Below are 20363 nucleotides of genomic sequence, written 5' to 3'. Positions count from 1 at the left end.
ACTCCGTTGCGGCATTCTCGAATGGGAGCCGCTCCGGAGTTTAGTATCATGAGTTTCGACAACAATTATTTCAGTGCCGATCACAACGAATATGCGCCTACCTCTTTGACAAAAGCCGGGCGTGGTTTCCTGCGTCTCGTGTTGTTATTCGGTTCCGCTGCTGCGGCCATGGCGCTGATTATTGTTCCGATCCTCAACGAGCAGGCAGCCAAGGTCGCTGCCCAGTCCGTTCTGCCCGCTGGCATCGACCGGACGATGACTGGCTCTATCAAGCGCGACACCGGCACTCAGCCGCATGGTGCTGTTCAGACTTATACCGTGCGCAAGAGCGTGTTGCAGCCCAACCCGAATTCGGTTTGCGTGATCGACGTCGACGGCAGCCATCGCGGCGACTGCTGATTACTCTTCTTCCGCTTTTTTCAGCGCATCGGCCAGCGACGCCTTGGCCGAGCCGGGCTTGAGCGGCTTTTGCTGCGATTCATGCGGTGCCCAACCTGACAGCCAGATGATCGAGAATGTTGCGCGGATGCGTCCATCGGGGTCGCTGAAACGTTCGGCGTAGATTTCCGCCGCTCGCAAGAACAGCCGTTTCGATACCGGACGACGCGAACGGTCGCGCACGATGTTCTGCATGCCCATGGCGCGCAAATCTGCCATCAGGTTGAAGAGCGAATCATAGCGCACCGTCACGTTTTCCACGTCCGTTACTGGCAATGCAAAGCCGGCGCGCTGCAACAGGCCGCCGACATCACGCACATCCGCAAACGGAAAAACGCGTGGCGATGCGCCGCCGGTCAATTCGATTTCGGCCTGCAACAGACTTTCACGCAATTCGCCGAGTGTCCCGCTGCCGCTGAGCGCCGCCAGAAAAAGTCCGTCAGGCTTCAATGCGCGGGCAATCTGCACCATGGCGCCCGGCGTGTCATTGGTGGCGTGCAGCGCCATCAGCGATACGATGAGATCAGCACTGCCCGGTTTGATCGGCAGCAGTTCCTCGTCGCCGACGACGGCAGGAAACGGACCTTTCAGGAAATCCGCATCGCGCTCGACGCGCAAAATCGTGTCTGCCTTGCCGGAGAAGGCAATGGCTTCTGCCGCAAGACCGTTATGACCCGCCAGATCGATGGCCACCGGAAAGCGGCGCTCCACAGTGTCCAGACGGTCGGTAAGGTCTTCGGCTACGCGCCGCAACAGAAAATCGGCACCCGGTTCAGCACGCCGGAAAGCACGGCGGCGAAAGGCAAGCTGTAGATCGCGGTCGAAGATCGCGCTTTCGGGGGCAGGCATGGAAACCGTCTTTTCTTTTGCTACGCGGCGTATAGTGTAATTGCGGGCATAGATGCATTCGAACGGGGGCGAATGCAATGGCGGATGACGATACACCGCATCAAACCTTTTTGCGCAGGCTTTACAGCGGCGCGTGCTTTGCCGCGCGCCATCTGGCGCTGGCGACCGCCAATCTGCTGTTTCCGGCAAGCTGTGCGGGTTGCAAGGCGCATGTCTCGCAGCCTGGAACATTGTGCCCGACATGCTGGTCGGAACTGCGCTTTATCGAACGGCCTTACTGCCCGGTGCTGGGGGTGCCGTTTGGTCATGACTTTGGTGACGGCTTCTTGAGTGCGGAGGCGATTGCCGATCCGCCGCCGTTCCGCCGCTTGCGGTCGGCGGTCCTGCATCGCGGTGCGGCGCAACGCATGGCGGTGGCATTGAAATTCCACGACAGGACCGATCTGGCCCCATGGATGGCGCGCTGGATGCAGCGCGCTGGCCGCGAATTGCTGGATGAATGCGATGTGATCCTACCGGTGCCGCTGCATCGCTGGCGTTTCTGGCAGCGCCGTTTCAACCAGTCCGCCGAGCTGGCGCGGGCGCTGGCAAAGTCGAGCGCCTTGCCCTTTGCGCCGCAAGCCCTGAACCGCATCCGGCGCACCGAGCAGCAGATCGGGCTTGGCTCCAAGGAGCGCAAACGGAATGTGGATGGCGCTTTCCGTGTGCCGAAGGAGCAGGAAATTCACGTTCGCGGGCGTCGTGTTCTATTGATCGACGATGTCTATACGACCGGCGCGACGGTGAAGGCGGCAACACGCGCCTTGTTGCGCGGTGGTGCAAAAAGTGTCGATGTTCTGACATTCAGCCGTGTTTTGCCCGATTGAAACTTGCGGGCAAGAACAAGCCTGCACACACCGTCGTGAAACCTGCAGGGTCTTCCAGAGCGGAGCGTTGCCGACTATATAGTGAGGCAACGAATGGAGTTTTTCATGGTTGACGTTACCATCTATACCCGCCCCGGCTGCCCTTATTGCTCGCGTGCAGTCGATCTTCTGACCCGCAAGGGCGTGGAGTTCAACGAGATCAATGCAGGCGCCACGCCGGAACTGCGCGCCGAAATGCAGGCGCGTTCGGGCCGCAACACGTTCCCGCAGATTTTCGTCGGTTCTGTCCATGTCGGCGGCTGCGACGATCTTTTTGCGCTCGACGGTCAGGGCAAGCTCGACGGTCTGCTCAAGACCGGCGAACTGAACTAATTTTTATAACGGGGGAGAAACCGATGAGCACGTTCCGCGCTGCCGCACTACAGATGCGTTCTGGGACTGATGTTGTCCGCAACATCGAGGATTTGGAGAAACTTGTCGCTGATGCGGCGGCCAAGGGCGCGACTTACGTACAATCTCCCGAAATGACCGGCGCGATGATGCGTGACCGGGTGGCGTTCAAGGCTAGCCTGCGCGACGAAGCCAATGACCTTGTTTTCAAGGCGGCTTCGGCGCTGGCGGCAAAGCACGGCATCTTCCTGCATATCGGTTCGACGGCCATCGATGCCGGCGATGGCCGGATTGCCAATCGCGCCGGATTGTTTACGCCATCCGGCGAAAAGCTCGTGACCTATGACAAGATTCATATGTTCGACGTCGATCTCGACAATGGCGAAAGCTGGCGCGAATCGGCAACCTATGAACCGGGCAAGGAAACCGTCATTGCTGAATTGCCTTTCGCCAATCTTGGCATGGCGATTTGCTACGACATCCGCTTCCCGCAGCTTTTCCGCGCACAGGCGCTGGCTGGCGCCAATGTGATTACCGGCCCTGCCGCCTTCACCAGGCAGACCGGCGAGGCGCACTGGCACATTTTGCAGCGTGCGCGCGCCATCGAAAATGGCGCATTCCTGATCTCGGCGGCGCAGGGCGGTTTGCACGAGGACGGGCGCGAAACCTACGGGCATTCGATCATCGTTTCGCCCTGGGGCAAGGTGCTGGCGGAAGCCGCTCATGACGAACCGGCTGTAATCGTTGCCGATATCGATGTGGCCGAAAGCGCTGCGGCGCGCGGCAAGGTACCGAATCTGAAGAATGCCCGCGAGTTCACCGTCAAGACGGTGACCGCAAAACAGAAAGAGGATGCATAACTCCATGATCCGCTTTTCGCTTCATTGCGATAACGGCCATGAATTCGAGGGCTGGTTCCGCGACAATGCCGATTTCGATCGGCAGTCGGAGATGAAGTTCGTCTCCTGTCCGGTCTGCAATTCGCATCAGGTGCAGAAAGCTCTGATGGCCCCTGCCGTCTCCACGGCAAGGGCCAAGGAAAAGATTGCGATGGCGCTGGGTGAGGCCCAGAAGAAGGTCCTCGAAGAAATGCGCGATCTCAGCCGCAAGGTCCGCGAGAATGCGGATTATGTGGGTGACAAATTTGCCGAGGAAGCGCGCAAGATTCATTTCGGTGAAACGGAACAGCGCGGCATCTATGGCGAAGCATCGCGCGAGGACGTGCATTCACTGCTTGAAGACGGCGTCGATGTGATGCCGTTGCCGGTTTTTCCAGAAGAAAAAAATTAGGTCACCGTTCGTCATGACAGCACGGCAGGGGAGGCCGGACGCATGAAATTGATGGAGTCCGCCTCCTTTCTGCTTCTGGCCACCGGCACGCTGCTGGGGCTTATCCTGCCTCTGGGAAAGATCGCCGCGCAGGCGGGCATTCCACCCGCCATGTGGACCTTTCTGTTTTCCGCCAGTGCTGGGGTGATTCTGTTCGCCGTTCTGCTTTTGCGGGGAAAGAGCCTCGGCTTTTCCGGCGGGCGCGCACGCTATTATGTCTGCACGGCAATCATCTCCTATGCCTTGCCCAATCTCTTGATCCTGTCGGCAATCCCGCGTCTTGGCGCTGGTTTCACGGGAATCATGTACACGCTGTCGCCGGTGATCACGCTGGTGATTTCAATGGGCTTCGGCTTGAGACGCCCCAATGCGCTGGGCATTGGCGGGATTGTCGTCGGCTTTATCGGCGCGATTCTTGTTGCGCTGACACGCGGCGAGGTCGGCAAGCCCGCTGATCCGCTATGGGTTGCGGCTGCCTTGCTCATTCCGGTGTTTCTCGCCTGCGGCAATGTCTATCGTACGCTCGACTGGCCCAAAAATTCCGACCCGACGGAGCTTGCGGCAGGCAGCCATCTGGCGTCTGCCATTATGCTTTTTGCGGGAATCTTGCTGTTCACCGGCGGTTTTCCGGTTGAGACATTCGCACTTGCGCCATGGGCCGCTACCGCGCAGGCGATAGCATCGGCTGGAATGTTCGCGCTGTTTTTCCGCCTACAGGCGGTTGGCGGGCCGGTTTATCTCAGCCAGATTGGCTATGTAGCCGCAGCGCTCGGTCTCATTTCCGGCACGCTGTTTCTGGGCGAGCATTATCCGTTGCTCACCTGGATTGGTGCTGGCGTTATCGCTGTCGGTGTGGCGATGACCACGCGCGCCCAGAAAAGCTGATTGTTAAATCTGCCTACTCTGGCCGCTCGGCCAGAACCATATAATTCACATCCGTGTCGCGGGAGCGGCTCCAGCTGTCGGCAAGCGGATTGTAAGTCACGCCCAGCTTGTCGATGAGGAGCAGACCGCCTTTGGCAAGCGCGGATTCGAGTTCTTCGGGCCGTACCAGCTTTTCATATTGATGCGTGCCGCGCGGTAGCCAGCGCAGCACATATTCCGCACCGATGATCGCCAGACCATAGGCCTTCAGGGTGCGGTTGATGGTGGCGACGAACATTAGCCCTCCGGGCTTCACCATTTCGCTGGTCGCGGACATGAACAGATCGACGTCCGAAACATGCTCGACCACTTCCATGTTCAAAACCACGTCGAATTTCTCGCCAGCCTCAGCCAGAGCTTCCGCCGTGGTGGCGCGGTAGTCGACCTCGACGCCGCTTTGGGCGGCATGGATTTTCGCAACCTCGATATTGGTTGTCGAGGCATCCGCGCCGATCACGGTTGCACCGAGACGCGCCATCGGCTCACAGAGAAGACCGCCGCCGCAACCGATATCGAGCAGGCGCAGTCCCTCGAAGGGGCGCGGCGAGTTGGGATCGCGATTGAACTTGGCGCAGATTTTTTCCTTGATATAGGCAAGGCGCGTCGGATTGAATTTGTGCAGCGGGCGGAACTTGCCCTGCGGGTTCCACCATTCCGCGGCAATGCGCGAGAAATGCTCGATCTCGGAAGCGTCGATGGTGGTGCGGGCAGTCTCGGTCATTTCAATCTCCAGGAGCGGAAGCGTGCAATCCTGCTCTCAAGGTAGCGCCTCAAAGTCAAGGTGCAAATCAATTTCCGGCATTCCTGACCCTATCGGGAGGTTCTTGCGAATCGCGGCCTTGCGGAACCGCGACATATTAGCTATGTGACCCCGGGTTTGCCTGTCGCAAGATTATAAGGTTTGGGCGGGTGAGAGTGTAATTTTCAAAATAGCGGGACGTATCCTTAAATGGCGCGCATCGTGATGAAATTCGGCGGCACTTCGGTGGCCGATCTGGAACGCATCTATAATGTGGCGCGCCACGTCAAACGCGAGGTCGAGGCGGGCAATCAGGTTGCTGTTGTCGTCTCGGCCATGTCCGGCAAGACCAATGAGCTGGTCAACTGGGTGCAGAACATGCCGAAGGTATGTGGCGCCAGTTCGCCTTTCTACGATGCGCGCGAATATGACACCATCGTCGCTTCTGGCGAACAGGTGACGAGCGGCCTTCTGGCCATCGCGCTTCAGTCGGTCGGTGTCGATGCGCGTTCGTGGCAGGGCTGGCAGATTCAAATCAAGACCGACAATGCGCATGGCGCGGCTCGTATTCAGGATATCGACGGTTCGGAAATCATCCGTCGCATGGAAATGGGTCAGGTTGCTGTTGTCGCCGGTTTCCAGGGCTTGGGTCCGGATAACCGCATCGCAACGCTCGGACGTGGCGGGTCGGACACATCGGCTGTGGCTGTGGCCGCAGCGGTGAAGGCCGATCGCTGCGATATCTATACCGATGTAGACGGCGTCTACACGACCGATCCGCGCATCGAGCCGAAGGCGCGTCGCCTGCCGAAGATTTCCTTCGAAGAAATGCTGGAAATGGCTTCGCTCGGCGCCAAGGTTTTGCAAGTGCGCTCGGTCGAACTCGCCATGGTGCACAAGGTACGCACCTTTGTGCGCTCGAGCTTTACGGACCCTGATGCGCCGGGCATGGGTGATCCGATCAACCCGCCCGGAACGCTTATTTGCGACGAGGATGAAATCGTGGAACAGCAGACCGTCACAGGTATCGCCTTTGCGAAAGATGAGGCTCAGATTTCGCTGCGCCGCGTGGCCGACCGGCCGGGCGTGTCGGCAGCCATTTTCGGCCCGCTTGCCGAAGAGCACATCAATGTCGATATGATCGTTCAGAACGTGTCGGAAGACGGTTCCAAGACCGACATGACCTTCACGATCCCGACCGGCGACATCGACAAGGCGCTGCGCGTTCTCGACAAGGTCAAGGGTGAGATCGGCTTCGACAACATCCAGTCCGAAACGGGTCTCGCCAAGATTTCCGTGATCGGCATTGGCATGCGCAGCCATGCAGGTGTTGCCGCCACTGCCTTCAAGGCGCTGGCCGAAAAGGGCATCAACATTCGCGCCATCACCACGTCGGAAATCAAGATCTCGATCCTGATCGACGGCCCTTATGCCGAACTGGCCGTGCGCACGCTGCACGCGGTCTATGGTCTCGACAAATCGTAATCCATTGACGGCTGATATTAAGCCGGCATAAAATCCGGCTTTTATTAAACCGTTTTGAAACAATGCCGCGTCCTTGAAGGGATCGCGGCATTTTTTCGTTTCGGAACCTGGCATAATTTCTGCTTAAAGCACTAGACGGCAGTGTCAAAAATGCTCACAAAGGGGTTGGCGTAACGCGTCGCGGGCGGGTAATGGGAATCGGTCGGCGAAAGCGGGCCATCAGTCCGAACGGCTTTCGGTAGTACGGAGCAAGCAAAGCCGTTTTCTCTTTATTCGCCGCAGTTCGCACGGAAAGCCGCTTCACCTCGGTGCCGAAACTGCACAAGAGGAGTGTCCGACGATCATGCGCGATCAGACAACCGGTCCCCGCGTGCTGCTGAAGCGGCTGCGCGAATTGATGGCTGAGCCGCTTGAGCCGCAGCCGCGCCTTGACCGGATTGTTCGTGAAATCGCGCAAAATATGGTCGCGGAAGTCTGCTCCTTCTACGTGCTTCGCGCTGACGGCGTTCTCGAACTCTATGCCACCGAAGGTTTGAACCCGCAGTCGGTCCACCTGGCGCAATTGCGTCTGGGGCAGGGCCTTGTCGGTACCATTGCCGCAAGCGCGCGCCCGTTGAACCTCACTGATGCACAAAGCCACCCGGCCTTCGCCTATCTGCCGGAAACGGGCGAAGAAGTGTATAATTCCTTCCTCGGCGTTCCCGTGCTGCGCGCAGGCCGCACGATGGGCGTTCTCGTGGTGCAGAACCGCACCAAGCGCGCCTATCGCGAAGACGAAGTCGAAGCGCTTGAAACAACCGCCATGGTGCTTGCCGAAATCATCGCGTCCGGTGATGGGCTGAAGCTCGTACGCCCCGGTATCGACCTTGATATGGGCCGCCCGATGAGCGTTACCGGGCTGGCCTTCAATGATGGCATCGGCCTTGGTCATGTCGTGCTGCACGAGCCGCGCATCGTCGTCACCAATCTTTTCAACGAGGATAGCCAGGCCGAACTTGTCCGTCTGGATCAGGCGCTGGGTTCTCTGCGCATTTCCATCGATGACATGCTGTCGCGCCGCGATGTCGCCATCGAGGGCGAGCATCGCGAAGTGCTCGAAGCCTATCGCATGTTCGCGCATGATCGTGGCTGGGTGCGTCGTCTGGAAGAGGCGGTGCATAACGGCCTGACCGCTGAAGCGGCTGTCGAGAAGGTGCAGAGCGACACACGTGCGCGCATGATGCATCTCACCGATCCCTATATGCGCGAGCGTCTGTCGGATTTCGACGATCTTGCCAATCGTCTGCTGCGCCAGCTGATGGGGCGCGACATCAAGACGATGGCCGAATCGCTGGTCAAGGATGCCATTATCGTTGCGCGCTCGATGGGCGCTGCTGAGTTGCTGGACTATCCGCGTGAGCGCTTGCGCGGTGTGGTGTTGGAAGACGGCGCCGCCACCAGCCATGTGGTGATCGTGGCACGCGCCATGGGCATTCCTGTCGTGGGGCAGGCCAAGGGCGCTGTTTCCATGGCTGAAAACAATGATGCCGCGATCGTCGATGGTGACGAGGGTGTCGTGCATCTGCGTCCGCAGTCGGATGTCGAATCAGCCTATGCGGAAAAGGTTCGCTTCCGCGCCCGTCGTCAGGCGCATTATCGCGAATTGCGCGACAAACCCGCCATGACAACCGATGGCATTGAAGTTTCGCTTTTGATGAATGCGGGCCTTCTGGTCGACCTGCCGCAGCTTGCGGCATCAGGTGCTTCGGGCATTGGCCTGTTCCGCACCGAGCTGCAGTTCATGGTTGCCTCGACTTTCCCACGGGCGGAACAGCAGGAGCGGCTCTATCGCTCGGTGATGGAAGCGTCGGGCGACAAGCCTGTCACCTTCCGCACGCTCGATATCGGCGGCGACAAGGTGCTGCCTTACTTCAGCGCATCCGCGCAGGAAGAAAACCCGGCACTTGGCTGGCGCGCCATCCGCCTTACGCTGGATCGTCCGGGTCTGCTGCGCACCCAGTTGCGCGCGCTTTTGAAAGCAGCAGGCGGACGTGAATTGAAGCTCATGCTGCCGATGGTGACGGAAGTTGCCGAGGTGAAGGCGGCGCGCGAGATCATCGAACGCGAGGTTCGCCACCTGTCGCGGTTTGCGCATTCCCTGCCGACGCGGATGAAGCTTGGCGCAATGGTGGAAGTTCCAGCCCTGTTGTGGCAGCTGGATGAGCTGATGACGGCGGTTGATTTCGTCTCGGTCGGCTCCAACGATCTGTTCCAGTTCCTGATGGCGGTGGATCGCGGCAACTCGCTGATTTCCGGTCGTTTCGACCAGCTTTCTCCGGCTTTCCTGCGGACGCTGCGCCACATTGTCGATACGGGCAACCGGCACAACACGCCGGTCACGCTCTGCGGTGAAATGGCGGGGCGTCCACTGACGGCCATGACGCTGATCGGCCTTGGTTTCCGCTCGATCTCCATGTCGGCTGCTGCAATCGGCCCAGTCAAGGCCATGCTCGGCGCGCTTGATACAAAGAAGCTGAATGCGCTTCTCAATGAAGAGCTGGACAAACCGAATGTCGCGCATTCGCTGCGCGAATTGATGCTTCGATTTGCAGAAGACAACGATATTCCGTTATAGCAAGGCAAATTGCATAGAATGACCGGGTGTGGCGCGAGACGCGGCGCGCCCGGTTTCGCACATTTGCATTCGGACGATGATTTTTAGGACATGACATGATCGCATTGCCGCAGGACCGGATGGACCAGCTCTTGAAGCGGTTCTCGATGATCGAAAGCCAGATGGCCGACAATCCGGATTCGGAAACCTATGTGAAGCTCGCTTCCGAATATTCCGAGTTGCAGGAAGTCGTCGGCAAGATTCGCGAATTGAGCGATGCGCGCGCTGAAGCGAAAGATCTGGCCGCGATGCGCGATGATGCGTCGACCGATGCCGAAATGCGCGCATTGGCTGTCGAGGAATTGCCGGAAGTCGAAAAGCGCGTCGAGGCGCTGGAGCAGGAAGTGCAGATTCTGCTTCTGCCCAAGGATGCGGCTGACGAAAAGAACGCCATTCTCGAAATTCGCGCCGGTACGGGCGGACTGGAAGCAGCGCTTTTCGCGGGCGATCTCTTCCGCATGTATGAACGTTATGCGAGCGAGAAGGGCTGGCGCGTCGAGCTGGTCTCGGCCAGCGAAGGCGATGCTGGCGGTTACAAGGAAATTATCGCGACGGTTTCCGGCAAGGGCGTGTTTTCGAAGATGAAGTTCGAATCGGGCGTGCATCGCGTGCAGCGCGTACCGGAAACCGAAGCTGGCGGGCGTATTCATACCTCGGCTGCGACCGTGGCCGTGCTGCCCGAAGCCGAAGACATCGATATCGAGATTCGCAACGAGGATATCCGCATCGACACGATGCGCGCATCGGGCGCTGGCGGCCAGCACGTCAACACGACCGACTCGGCAGTGCGTATCACCCATATCCCCACCGGCATCATGGTGGTGCAGGCGGAGAAGTCCCAGCACCAGAACCGCGCCCGCGCCATGCAGATCCTGCGTGCCCGCCTTTATGACATGGAGCGTCAGAAGGCTGAAAGCGAGCGTTCGGAAGCGCGCCGCAGCCAGGTCGGCTCCGGTGACCGTTCGGAACGCATCCGCACCTATAATTTCCCACAGGGCCGCGTCACTGACCACCGCATCAACCTGACGCTTTACAAGCTCGACCGCGTGATGGAAGGCGACCTCGACGAATTGGTCGATGCGCTGATTTCCGATCACCAGACCGCGCTTTTGACCGAACTGGGTGCCTGAGCGTGAGCGGCGAGCGTCTCGACGTTCTGGCGGCACAGGCCCGGCGGCAATTGCGCGATGCCGGGCTGGAAACGCCTGACCTCGATGCGCGGCTGCTGATCGAATGGACGACGGGCACGACGCGGCTCGATCTGATTTCCGCACCGGACAAACTGATCGACGCCGAACGCGTCGAAACTTTACGTGCAGCGCTGGAACGCCGTGGCAAAGGCGAACCTGTGCATCGCATTATCGGTGTTCGTGAATTTTACGGGCTGCCATTCCGGCTTTCCGCTGAAACGCTTGAACCGCGCCCGGATACGGAAGCGCTGATCGAGCTGGCCGTCCCGCCGCTTGAACAACTTGTCGCGGAACATGGCGTGGTCGAAATCCTCGATATGGGCACGGGCACCGGGGCGATTGTGATCTCGCTCCTGCATCGCTTCGTGACGTTGCACGGCATTGGCCTCGATGTGTCGGAAGGGGCGCTGGCGACGGCGCGAATCAATGCTGCGCTCAACGATGTGAGCCAGCGTTTCGCCGCATTGAGAAGCAACTGGTTCGGCAATGTCAGCGGACGGTTTCATATGATCGTCTCAAACCCGCCCTATATTCCGCATGAAGACATTGCCGGTCTGTCGCGTGAAGTGCGCGAGCATGATCCGCTTGCGGCGCTGGATGGCGGTCCGGATGGACTGGATTTTTACCGGGCCCTTGCAGAACAGGCAGTAGAGTACCTATATGATGGTGGTATGGTTGCCGTAGAAATCGGCACCGGACAATTCGAGGATGTGAAAGCGCTGTTTGAGCAAGCGGGTTTTGAACTCGCAAACGATGCGCGTGATCTGGGCGGCCATAGAAGGGCCATGCTTTTTGCGCAAAAATCATAAACGAAATTTTGATACCCAACGGCGCGAAAAAACACTTGGAATTTGCCGCGAAGCCGTTTAGTTTCCGGCCACCGTATACAGCCAGAATGGTTTTGCCCGCTTTTTAGAGGGCCGTGGCGGAAATGCTCCATGACGATTTGAGGTCATGCTCTCCCGGGGTCTAAGCCTTTGGAGATGGCTCGTACGGAAGTACACGACTTTCAGGCATGGTCCCGAAGAGCGATGCTTTTCGGCGTGGACCTTGCACAAGGCAACCGTCAGGTTCCGGCCATCCATCTGGATATGCGGAGCCGAGGAGCATGTCGCGGAAAAGTGGGAACGGTTTTCCGGGGACGATATGCATAAAAGCAACCCCTTAATGTGCGTCACGCGAACAGTTTGAAATGCGACGCGCTTTAAGAATAGTCGATGTGTAGGAAGTTTTAGGGCGTGCTTCCTCCATGGCTCAATAGCAAGAAACAGGCGACCTTTTTCGTCGCGACGTTTCTGCGCCCTTTAATCTGAAAAGAGATGAATATGAGGCCAGCACAGCAGAACAGGCGTATGCGCGGACGGGGGAATAACAATAACAACAATAATAACAACAACCGCAAGGGCCCCAATCCTCTGTCGCGTAATTACGAAAGCAACGGACCTGACGTAAAGATCCGTGGCAATGCGCAACATATTGCAGAAAAATATTCGACACTCGCTCGTGACGCGCAGGCTTCTGGCGACCGGGTGATGGCTGAAAACTACCTTCAGCACGCTGAACATTACAATCGCATCATCATGGCTGCCATGGCGCAGAACCCGGTGCCGTTCCAGCGCGAAGAAACCTTCGACGATGACGGCGCTGACGATGACGATACTGGCTTTGCGCCAGCAGTCGCCGTCGAGCCGCGTCCGGTCAGCGGTTCCGGTCCGCAGCCGGTTATCGAAGGCACCCCTGCCGAAGTCATCTATGGCGAGGAAAGCGGCGAAAGCCGCCAGCCGCGTGAACGCGACAATCGCGATCGCCGCCTTGGACGTGGACGCCGCCCGCAGCGCGAACGCTTCAATGCCGAAGAGCGCCCGGAAGCGCAGGCCGGTGAAGCAGGCGATCAGCCTGCAGCAGAAGCTCCAGTGGAAGTAGCAGAACCAGTTCGGGTTGCTCGGGCCGCCAAGGCTGCTCCAGTGGCTGCAGAAGCTGCACCTGTTGAGGCTCCGGTGGAAGCACCCGTCGAAGCGAAGGCCGATGACGAAGCTGCACCGCGTCGTGCCACCCGCCGTCCGGGTCGTCCGCGCCGTGTTGCGAAGGATCAGGATGCTGGCAGCGATACGCCAGCAACCGAACCCGTCGATTCCGACGCTTAGAGCGCGTTTCGATCTGAATGAATCAGATCGGCGCTCTAAGCTTCTATATATCGAGCATAATCTTATCGATCCTCATTTCACTCCGGTCGGATTATGCTCTAGAGCTTTCGGTATAAGATTTGAAAATGGCGCGGTTTTCCGCGCCATTTTTATTTGGCCGCACGGGCGCTGTTCACCCTTGCCGAAAGGTGGTCATAGTCCCATATCCTGTCTTGGAAAGACATGAAGCCCGCCCTCGCGGGGGCTTCGTCACCCAACATCTTCCGGTGCCTATTCAGGGCTGGAGGGAAAAAGGAGACACTATATGAATATCGAGAAATACACGGAACGCGTTCGCGGTTTCATTCAGTCGGCGCAGACCTTTGCGCTTTCTTCCGGCAATCAGCAGTTCACTCCGGAACATATTCTGAAAATTCTCGTCGATGATGACGAGGGTCTTGCAGCATCGTTGATCGAGCGGGCTGGTGGACGTATTGCCGATGTGCGCCTTGGTTTGCAGAGCGCACTGGAAAAGCTGCCGAAAGTTTCGGGCGGCAACGACCAGCTCTATCTCTCGCAGCCGCTGGCCAAGGTTTTCACCCTGGCTGAAGAACTCGCCAGCAAGGCGGGCGACAGCTTTGTCACGGTCGAACGACTGTTGACGGCGTTGGCAATCGAGAAATCCGCAAAGACATCTGAAATTCTTGCCGCAGCCGGTGTGACACCGACGGCGTTGAACAAGGTCATCAACGATATGCGTAAGGGCCGCACTGCCGATTCTGCTTCCGCCGAAAGCAATTACGACGCACTGAAGAAATATGCGCGCGATCTGACCGAAGACGCCCGCAACGGCAAGCTTGATCCGGTGATCGGCCGCGATGAAGAAATTCGTCGCACGATTCAGGTTTTGTCGCGCCGCACCAAGAACAATCCGGTGCTGATCGGCGAGCCGGGCGTCGGCAAGACGGCCATTGCCGAAGGTCTGGCACTGCGCATCGTGAATGGTGACGTGCCCGAATCGCTGAAGGACAAGCAGTTGATGGCGCTCGACATGGGCGCGCTGATTGCCGGGGCGAAATATCGCGGCGAGTTCGAGGAACGCCTGAAGGCAATCCTGTCGGAAGTTCAGACCGCTGCCGGTCAGGTTATTCTCTTCATCGACGAGATGCACACGCTCGTTGGTGCAGGCAAGACTGATGGCGCGATGGATGCGTCCAACCTGCTCAAGCCTGCGTTGGCTCGCGGTGAGTTGCATTGCGTCGGCGCGACCACGCTGGAAGAATATCGCAAATATGTCGAGAAGGATGCGGCACTTGCGCGTCGTTTCCAGCCGGTCTTCGTGGACGAGCCGACAGTCGAGGACACGATCTCGATCCTGCGCGGCCTGAAAGAAAAATACGAGCAGCATCACAAGGTGCGGGTATCGGACTCGGCGTTGGTTGCAGCCGCAACGCTGTCGAATCGCTACATCACCGACCGCTTCCTGCCCGATAAGGCTATCGACCTTGTCGACGAGGCTGCGTCGCGTCTGCGCATGCAGGTCGATTCGAAGCCGGAAGAACTCGACGAGATCGACCGCCGCGTCATGCAGCTCAAAATCGAGCGCGAAGCCCTGAAGGTGGAAACCGATGCCGCCTCCAAGGATCGTCTGGTGCGTCTTGAAAAAGAGCTGACCGATCTGGAAGAAGAATCCGCTGAACTGACCGCCAAGTGGCAGTCGGAAAAGCAGAAGCTCGGTCTGGCTGCCGATCTCAAGCGTCAGCTTGAGGAAGCACGCAATGCCCTGGCCACTGCACAGCGCAATGGTGAGTTCCAGAAGGCTGGTGAGCTTGCTTATGGCAAGATCCCGCAGCTTGAAAAGGAACTCGCCCAGTCTGAAAGTCAGGAGAACAAGGGTTCTCTGCTGGAAGAAACCGTTACACCGGAACATGTCGGGCAGGTCGTTTCCCGCTGGACAGGCATTCCGGTTGACCGGATGCTCGAAGGCGAGCGCGAAAAGCTGCTGCGGATGGAAGACGAGCTTGCAAAGCGCGTTATCGGTCAGGGTGAAGCCGTTCAGGCGGTTTCCAAGGCTGTTCGCCGTGCGCGTGCGGGTCTTCAGGATCCAAACCGTCCTATCGGTTCGTTCATATTTCTGGGGCCAACGGGCGTCGGCAAGACCGAACTGACCAAGGCGCTGGCTTCGTTCCTGTTCCAGGACGACACCGCGATGGTGCGTATCGATATGTCGGAATTCATGGAGAAGCACTCCGTGAGCCGTCTGATCGGTGCACCTCCCGGCTATGTCGGTTACGAAGAAGGCGGCACGCTGACGGAAGCCGTGCGGCGTCGGCCATATCAGGTAATCCTGTTCGACGAGATCGAAAAGGCGCATCCCGATGTGTTCAACGTGCTGTTGCAGGTTCTGGACGATGGGCGTCTGACCGATGGTCAGGGGCGCACGGTCGATTTCCGCAACACGGTCATCATCATGACGTCCAACCTTGGCGCCGAATATCTCGTCAATCTGGGCGAGAAGGACGATGTCGAGAGCGTTCGTGACGAGGTGATGGGTGTGGTTCGGGCGGCATTCCGGCCGGAATTCCTGAACCGTGTCGATGAAATCATCCTGTTCCACCGGCTGCGCCGCGAGGATATGGGTGCAATTGTCGATATCCAGTTGCAGCGTCTCCAGACCCTGCTGACCGATCGCAAGATCGCATTGGAGTTGGCAGAGGACGCCCGCGAATGGCTTGCCAACAAGGGATATGATCCGGCTTACGGCGCACGTCCTTTGAAGCGCGTGATCCAGAAGGAAGTTCAGGACCCGCTCGCCGAGCGTATTCTGCTGGGCGACATTCTGGACGGCTCGCTGGTGAAAATCACCGCCGGTTCGGACAGGCTCAATTTCCGCGCGGTTCGCGGTGCTCTGGAACCCGATCCGAAGAACGAAGGCGTGGAAGCCTGACCTTTCACTTGCCCTAACAAAGCGCCGCAGTCGCAAGATTGCGGCGCTTTTTATTAGCTTTGGCCAGTTCACACTGTGGGCATCACGATGCCCGAAGAAATTTTGCAGATACAAATTTCATAAAACTTGTCGTCACTTGGCCATTTTCATGTCCAGTTCATCTGGCATCTGCTGTTACTCGTATAATCAGTTATTAACCATATTCACGGCATCCATGATCTGACGATCCGATTGAACGTCTGATATTACGGGCACCTGGGACTTCCTCCATGACGCATTCCATACGCATGCTTCGTTTCGCATTGTTTGCTTCTGCGGCTCTTCCCGCCACGGGTGCTGGTGCTTTTGCAGACGAAAACCGTGACGCCACGCTCACGGAAGCTCCGGTGCAGCTGGCGCAGCTCTACGATCCCGGTGAAGAGGTCTATCATGACCGCCGCGTGCGCGTGTACATCGACCAGTATGGTCGGCGCGTGACGATGGATCGTCGTGGCCGCATTGTCAGCGTCGAGGATGCCAATACCTATGATCGCAACAGCTATGGCGGCCCCAACAGCCGTCGTGATCCGCAGCAAGACGATAACTGGACGCTGAACGGCCCGGTCGATGGCGGTTCGCCCTATGACGGCTTCAGCAATGTGCCGGAAGACCCGAATTATTATCCCGCCGCGCCATCAGATCCGAGCTATCGCGGCAATCAGGACGGTCAGGTGCAGCGTTCGGAACTGCCGCCGTCTGGTGAAAACTATCCAGACAATACGGGCACCAATTCCGCGAGCATTGATCAGAACTATAACGGGCAGGATTACAGCCAGCCCGGTTATGAGCAACAGCAGAATGTGCCGAAATCCAGCGACATGGCCCCCGCAATCGAAATGCCGAAAGGCGAGGGCGCCAAGGCCAAAATTGCAGCTTTCCAGGTGTTGCTGGATCGCGCAGGCGCATCGCCCGGCGTCATCGATGGTCGTTCCGGCAGCAACGTCGACAAGGCTGCCGCTGCCTATGGTGAACTGACCGGCAAATCCATCAGCCCGAAGGACGATGCGGCAGTCAATGCCGAGCTGGAAGCAACCGGCGGTGCAGCCTTCTTCGAATATACGATCTCCAATGAGGATGTCGGTCGCCAGTACGTGGCGTCGATCCCGGAAGATTACGCCCATAAGGCGCAGCTTCCGTCGATGGCCTATACGTCGGTGACGGAAATGCTCGGCGAGAAATTCCACATCGACGAAAACTATCTGAAGGAAATCAATCCGGGCGTGAATTTCAATCAGCCGGGTTCCGTGGTGAAGGTGCCGAATCTCGGCAAGCCGGTGCGTGCCAAGGTGGCGAGAATCATTGCCGACAAGGGACGCAAGCAGGTCCGTGGGTATGATGAAAGCGGCAAGCTGGTCGTGGCCTATCCATCGACCATCGGCTCATCGGACAATCCGTCGCCGTCCGGCATCGTGCAGGTTGAGCGCATCGCGATCAATCCGAACTACACCTACAATCCGAAGATCAACTTCAAGCAGGGCAACAATGACAAGGTTCTGACGATCCCGCCCGGTCCGAATGGGCCGGTTGGTACGGTCTGGATTGCGCTTTCCAAGCCGACTTATGGCATTCATGGAACGCCGGAGCCGTCCAAGATCGGCAAGACGTCGAGCCATGGCTGCGTGCGATTAACGAATTGGGACGCGGAAGAACTCGCCAAGCTCGTCAAGGCAGGCGTCACCGTCGAATTTTCCGAATAGTTCGACCTTCACGGGTCAAACAAAAAAGCCGGGTGAGCATTTTGCTTTCCCGGCTTTTTTATTTAACCCTTGGTCGATGCGTTGGCTGCCAGCTTGGTGCTGTTGTCGTCGCTGTTCAAAAGCGTGTCGATGCGATCCCGCTCCTGTTTGAAGGCTTCAAGCTCTTTGCCCTTCAAAGCCTTGTTGTCTGGCAGACGGATGCGAAGCGGGTCGACCTTGGTGCCGTTGACGATCATTTCATAATGGAGATGCGGGCCGGTCGAGAGGCCGGTCGAACCGACATAGCCGATCACCTGACCCTGACGCACCCTTGCACCGGCGGACACACCTCGGGCAATTGCATTCTGGTGGCTGTAGCTGCTGACATAACCATTGGCATGACGAATCAGGGTCTGATTGCCATAACCATTGGTCCAGCCCGCCTTTTCGACAACCCCGTTACCCGTTGCGATGATTGGCGTACCACGGGGCGCGGCCCAATCGACGCCGGTATGCATACGGCTATAGCCAAGAATCGGGTGGCGGCGCATGCCGAACGGAGAACGGAACACACCATTGGGCACCGGATTGCGCAGCAGGAACTGCTTTGCGCTCTTTCCGCCCTCGTCAAAGTAATCGACGCCGCCATCTGGCGCCTGGTAGCGGTAGAACTTCCGGGTCGTACCGCTGAAGGTTGCCGCAACATAGAGAAGCTGCGAATCGCTGTCCGCCTTGTCCGGATCATCGGGACCGTCTGGCAGCGAGAAAAAGGCATCGATATTGTCGGTTGCCGTCAACTGCGCCTGAAGATCCACGTCAGTGGCCAGCATTTTGACCAGCTGTTCGCGCATCGTTTCCGTCATGCCATAGGCAAGGGCCGCGCGGCTGATACCATCATAGACATTGGGCAGATTGCCCCGGATGGCGCTGGGGACTGCATTACCGTCGAAAGCTGTCTGCAAAAGCGGCGTTTCTTCGGGTTCATCCGACGGAACATATTGCTGGCGGTCGTTCAGTGTGACCGTCACGAGATGCGTGGTGCGATTATATATGCTCGCGCGCACGATGCGGTCCTGCCCGTTGCGGGTTTCAGTCCCCACGCGCAAAACGCTGCCTTGCTTCAGGCGCGGTGAATTCATCATCTTGGCGAGTGCATCGACCATGTTCGATGTGTCATCACCCGTATAGCCGGCATCTTCGAGTGCCTGCGCGATATCTGCAGTCTGCCGGAAGGGAATCAATTCTTCCGAAAAGCCATCGTCGGTCTGCTCGTCATTGGCCTTCGGGGCGACACTGACATTTTCCTGTGTGATCTTCACGCCGAGCGCCGGGCCGAGCGCATAGGGAGAATCGTTACCGCCGAAGCGGGCAGGATCGACATAGTGCAGTGAGGCAACCTGGACATCGCCATCGGTCAGCAAACCGCCCGTGTCGCGAACGACTTTCTCGACTTCATCGACCGACAGATCGCTCGAGGCATCGAAAGTTGCGCTGTTCAGCGGAAAATCGACAACATGGAGGCTGACTTCGCTTTCAACCTTGGCGCCGTAGATCTGTCCGGTGTCTGCCGGTAGCGGCGCGGTCGGACCTTCAGAGAACACAGTCAGCGCATCGAATGCCGGATATTTGCGACCGGTCGGGTGATCGACCGCAAGCGCCATGCTTACCAGTTCGAAGGGGCGGGTGCGGATCACTTCGCGTTCGCCAACTTTCTGCATGGTGGAAAGGTCGAACCGACGCCTGTCGCGCGGCTGCTGCGCCGAAACCGTGCTGACGAGACGGCCGCCCTTGGTGACGGCGCTTTCCTCGGCGGCACTTGGCATATCATTGCGGGCAAGAATTTCGGGCGGGGTCGCCAATTGCTCGCGCCCGTCAAGGGCGGCGAAAAGGGCAACGCCGATCAGCATGCAGGAGGTAACGCCAGTCAGGAAGGTGCCCGCAAGCCAGCGTGCCGAAACTTCGCGCCGATCAGGAGGCCGTCGCCGTCCGCCAACGCTCAGCGGGGGCTCGTCACCCGGATCGAGATTATTCGGCCCCATATCCTTCATACTGCTATAGTCGGCCCTTCTTATAAACCTGATGGCACAGAAACGTGCTTGAACATCGCTTGTCAGAAAAGCGACCTATGCGCTGATCTGATGCTAAGGTGTCTTCCTCTGTCTATGGAAGGCTCCCAAACGGGCATCAGAGTTTTGCCTGCCGTTGACGCGTAAGTCAATGACGAGGGTGCCAGACGCCGATATCCACAATGCTGCCGGGCTGGCGTTCAACTGGATGCAGTACGGCTAATTTTCGAATTCCGCGGAGGCTAGTTTTTCATTGAGGCTGGTTTGTGGCCCGGCTTTCCGCAACGTCATATTTTGCTCCCTTATATAGAGTGGCAAAAACCTGCGATTTTACGCCCTGTGGAAAGCTGTCAAAAAAATATCAAAAAACTGAGAAACCGTTGTTGACAGTTTGGCTTAGTCCGCCCTATATAGCGCCACAACGAGGGCGGCGACGCTGCTAGCGGCAGGTTGCTTCGTCCTTGAGTTCCAGTGAAAGCGGTTGACTTAGTGTTGGCAGGTGAGTAGGTGGGGCGGCTAAGATCGGATGGAAATCTGGTTTTGGATTTGAGGAAGGCACGGTTGATAAGATTGTGATTTTCTTGAAAAAAACGGGTTGACAGGCTGAACGGTCTGGACTAGAAGCCCGACACCGCTGAGGCGGGGCGCT

16 protein-coding genes are annotated in these 20363 nt (G+C 58.2%); 13 read left to right on the top strand and 3 right to left on the bottom strand.

Translation table 11 applies throughout. The features are described 5' to 3' along the window. The first annotated feature begins 48 nt into the window (after window positions 1-48). A complete protein-coding gene (locus QBD01_RS00080) occupies window positions 49-399 on the top strand; it encodes a hypothetical protein (RefSeq protein WP_280991134.1) in 351 nt (116 codons plus the stop codon). Here the strand turns inward: QBD01_RS00080 and QBD01_RS00075 are convergent, their stop codons facing one another. Then, a complete protein-coding gene (locus QBD01_RS00075; RefSeq protein WP_280991133.1) occupies window positions 400-1287 on the bottom strand; it encodes a methyltransferase domain-containing protein in 888 nt (295 codons plus the stop codon). It lies immediately after the preceding gene. Between the two features lie 77 nt (window positions 1288-1364). Here QBD01_RS00075 and QBD01_RS00070 point away from each other — a divergent pair, with 77 nt between their 5' ends. The 5 genes from QBD01_RS00070 to QBD01_RS00050 all read left to right on the top strand — a co-directional run bounded on the left by QBD01_RS00070 (window position 1365) and on the right by QBD01_RS00050 (window position 4757). Beyond that, entirely contained in the window at window positions 1365-2153 is a 789-nt protein-coding gene (locus QBD01_RS00070) for a ComF family protein (protein WP_280991132.1), read from the top strand. Window positions 2154-2258: 105 nt separating this feature from the next. Then, window positions 2259-2525 (top strand): glutaredoxin 3, encoded by a 267-nt coding sequence (grxC, locus tag QBD01_RS00065; protein WP_280991131.1) that lies wholly within the window; start codon window positions 2259-2261, stop codon window positions 2523-2525. Between the two features lie 23 nt (window positions 2526-2548). Further along, window positions 2549-3403 (top strand): carbon-nitrogen hydrolase family protein, encoded by an 855-nt coding sequence (locus QBD01_RS00060; RefSeq protein ID WP_280991130.1) that lies wholly within the window; start codon window positions 2549-2551, stop codon window positions 3401-3403. A 4-nt stretch (window positions 3404-3407) separates the two neighbouring features. After that, window positions 3408-3833, top strand: a complete 426-nt coding sequence (locus tag QBD01_RS00055) for a DUF1178 family protein (protein WP_182518815.1) — start codon at window positions 3408-3410, stop codon at window positions 3831-3833. A 42-nt stretch (window positions 3834-3875) separates the two neighbouring features. Beyond that, entirely contained in the window at window positions 3876-4757 is an 882-nt protein-coding gene (locus QBD01_RS00050; protein ID WP_280991129.1) for a DMT family transporter, read from the top strand. Between the two features lie 13 nt (window positions 4758-4770). On the opposite strand, the gene ubiG is transcribed toward QBD01_RS00050, so the two are convergent. Continuing rightward, on the bottom strand, window positions 4771-5517 hold the full coding sequence (ubiG, locus tag QBD01_RS00045) for a bifunctional 2-polyprenyl-6-hydroxyphenol methylase/3-demethylubiquinol 3-O-methyltransferase UbiG (protein ID WP_280991128.1): 747 nt from the start codon (window positions 5515-5517) through the stop codon (window positions 4771-4773). A 228-nt stretch (window positions 5518-5745) separates the two neighbouring features. On the opposite strand from ubiG, the gene QBD01_RS00040 reads away from it, so the two are divergent. From QBD01_RS00040 to QBD01_RS00010, 7 genes are all read left to right on the top strand, one after another. Then, window positions 5746-7020: an aspartate kinase gene (locus tag QBD01_RS00040; RefSeq protein WP_138787367.1), complete on the top strand. Its 1275-nt coding sequence runs from the start codon at window positions 5746-5748 to the stop codon at window positions 7018-7020. A gap of 343 nt (window positions 7021-7363) precedes the next feature. After that, the gene (gene ptsP / locus QBD01_RS00035) at window positions 7364-9634 is read left to right on the top strand and encodes a phosphoenolpyruvate--protein phosphotransferase (protein ID WP_280991127.1); all 2271 of its coding nucleotides are present in this window, start codon (window positions 7364-7366) and stop codon (window positions 9632-9634) included. Window positions 9635-9729: 95 nt separating this feature from the next. Next, a complete protein-coding gene (prfA, locus tag QBD01_RS00030; RefSeq protein WP_138787366.1) occupies window positions 9730-10803 on the top strand; it encodes a peptide chain release factor 1 in 1074 nt (357 codons plus the stop codon). Window positions 10804-10805: 2 nt separating this feature from the next. Then, on the top strand, window positions 10806-11672 hold the full coding sequence (gene prmC, locus QBD01_RS00025) for a peptide chain release factor N(5)-glutamine methyltransferase (protein WP_280991126.1): 867 nt from the start codon (window positions 10806-10808) through the stop codon (window positions 11670-11672). A gap of 516 nt (window positions 11673-12188) precedes the next feature. Beyond that, complete coding sequence (locus tag QBD01_RS00020; RefSeq protein ID WP_280991125.1) at window positions 12189-13007, top strand: DUF4167 domain-containing protein; 819 nt, start codon at window positions 12189-12191, stop codon at window positions 13005-13007. Window positions 13008-13311: 304 nt separating this feature from the next. Then, window positions 13312-15933: an ATP-dependent chaperone ClpB gene (gene clpB / locus QBD01_RS00015; RefSeq protein WP_182518809.1), complete on the top strand. Its 2622-nt coding sequence runs from the start codon at window positions 13312-13314 to the stop codon at window positions 15931-15933. Window positions 15934-16202: 269 nt separating this feature from the next. After that, the gene (locus QBD01_RS00010; RefSeq protein ID WP_280991124.1) at window positions 16203-17669 is read left to right on the top strand and encodes a L,D-transpeptidase; all 1467 of its coding nucleotides are present in this window, start codon (window positions 16203-16205) and stop codon (window positions 17667-17669) included. Between the two features lie 62 nt (window positions 17670-17731). On the opposite strand, the gene QBD01_RS00005 is transcribed toward QBD01_RS00010, so the two are convergent. Further along, window positions 17732-19696: a M23 family metallopeptidase gene (locus QBD01_RS00005; protein WP_280991123.1), complete on the bottom strand. Its 1965-nt coding sequence runs from the start codon at window positions 19694-19696 to the stop codon at window positions 17732-17734. Between the last annotated feature and the right edge of the window lie 667 nt (window positions 19697-20363).

The organism is Ochrobactrum sp. 19YEA23 (assembly GCF_029909865.1).
Taxonomy (GTDB): Bacteria; Pseudomonadota; Alphaproteobacteria; order Rhizobiales; family Rhizobiaceae; genus Brucella; species Brucella gambitense.
Note: the sequence above shows the minus strand (reverse complement) of the source record. Positions and strands in the feature narration are given on the sequence as shown.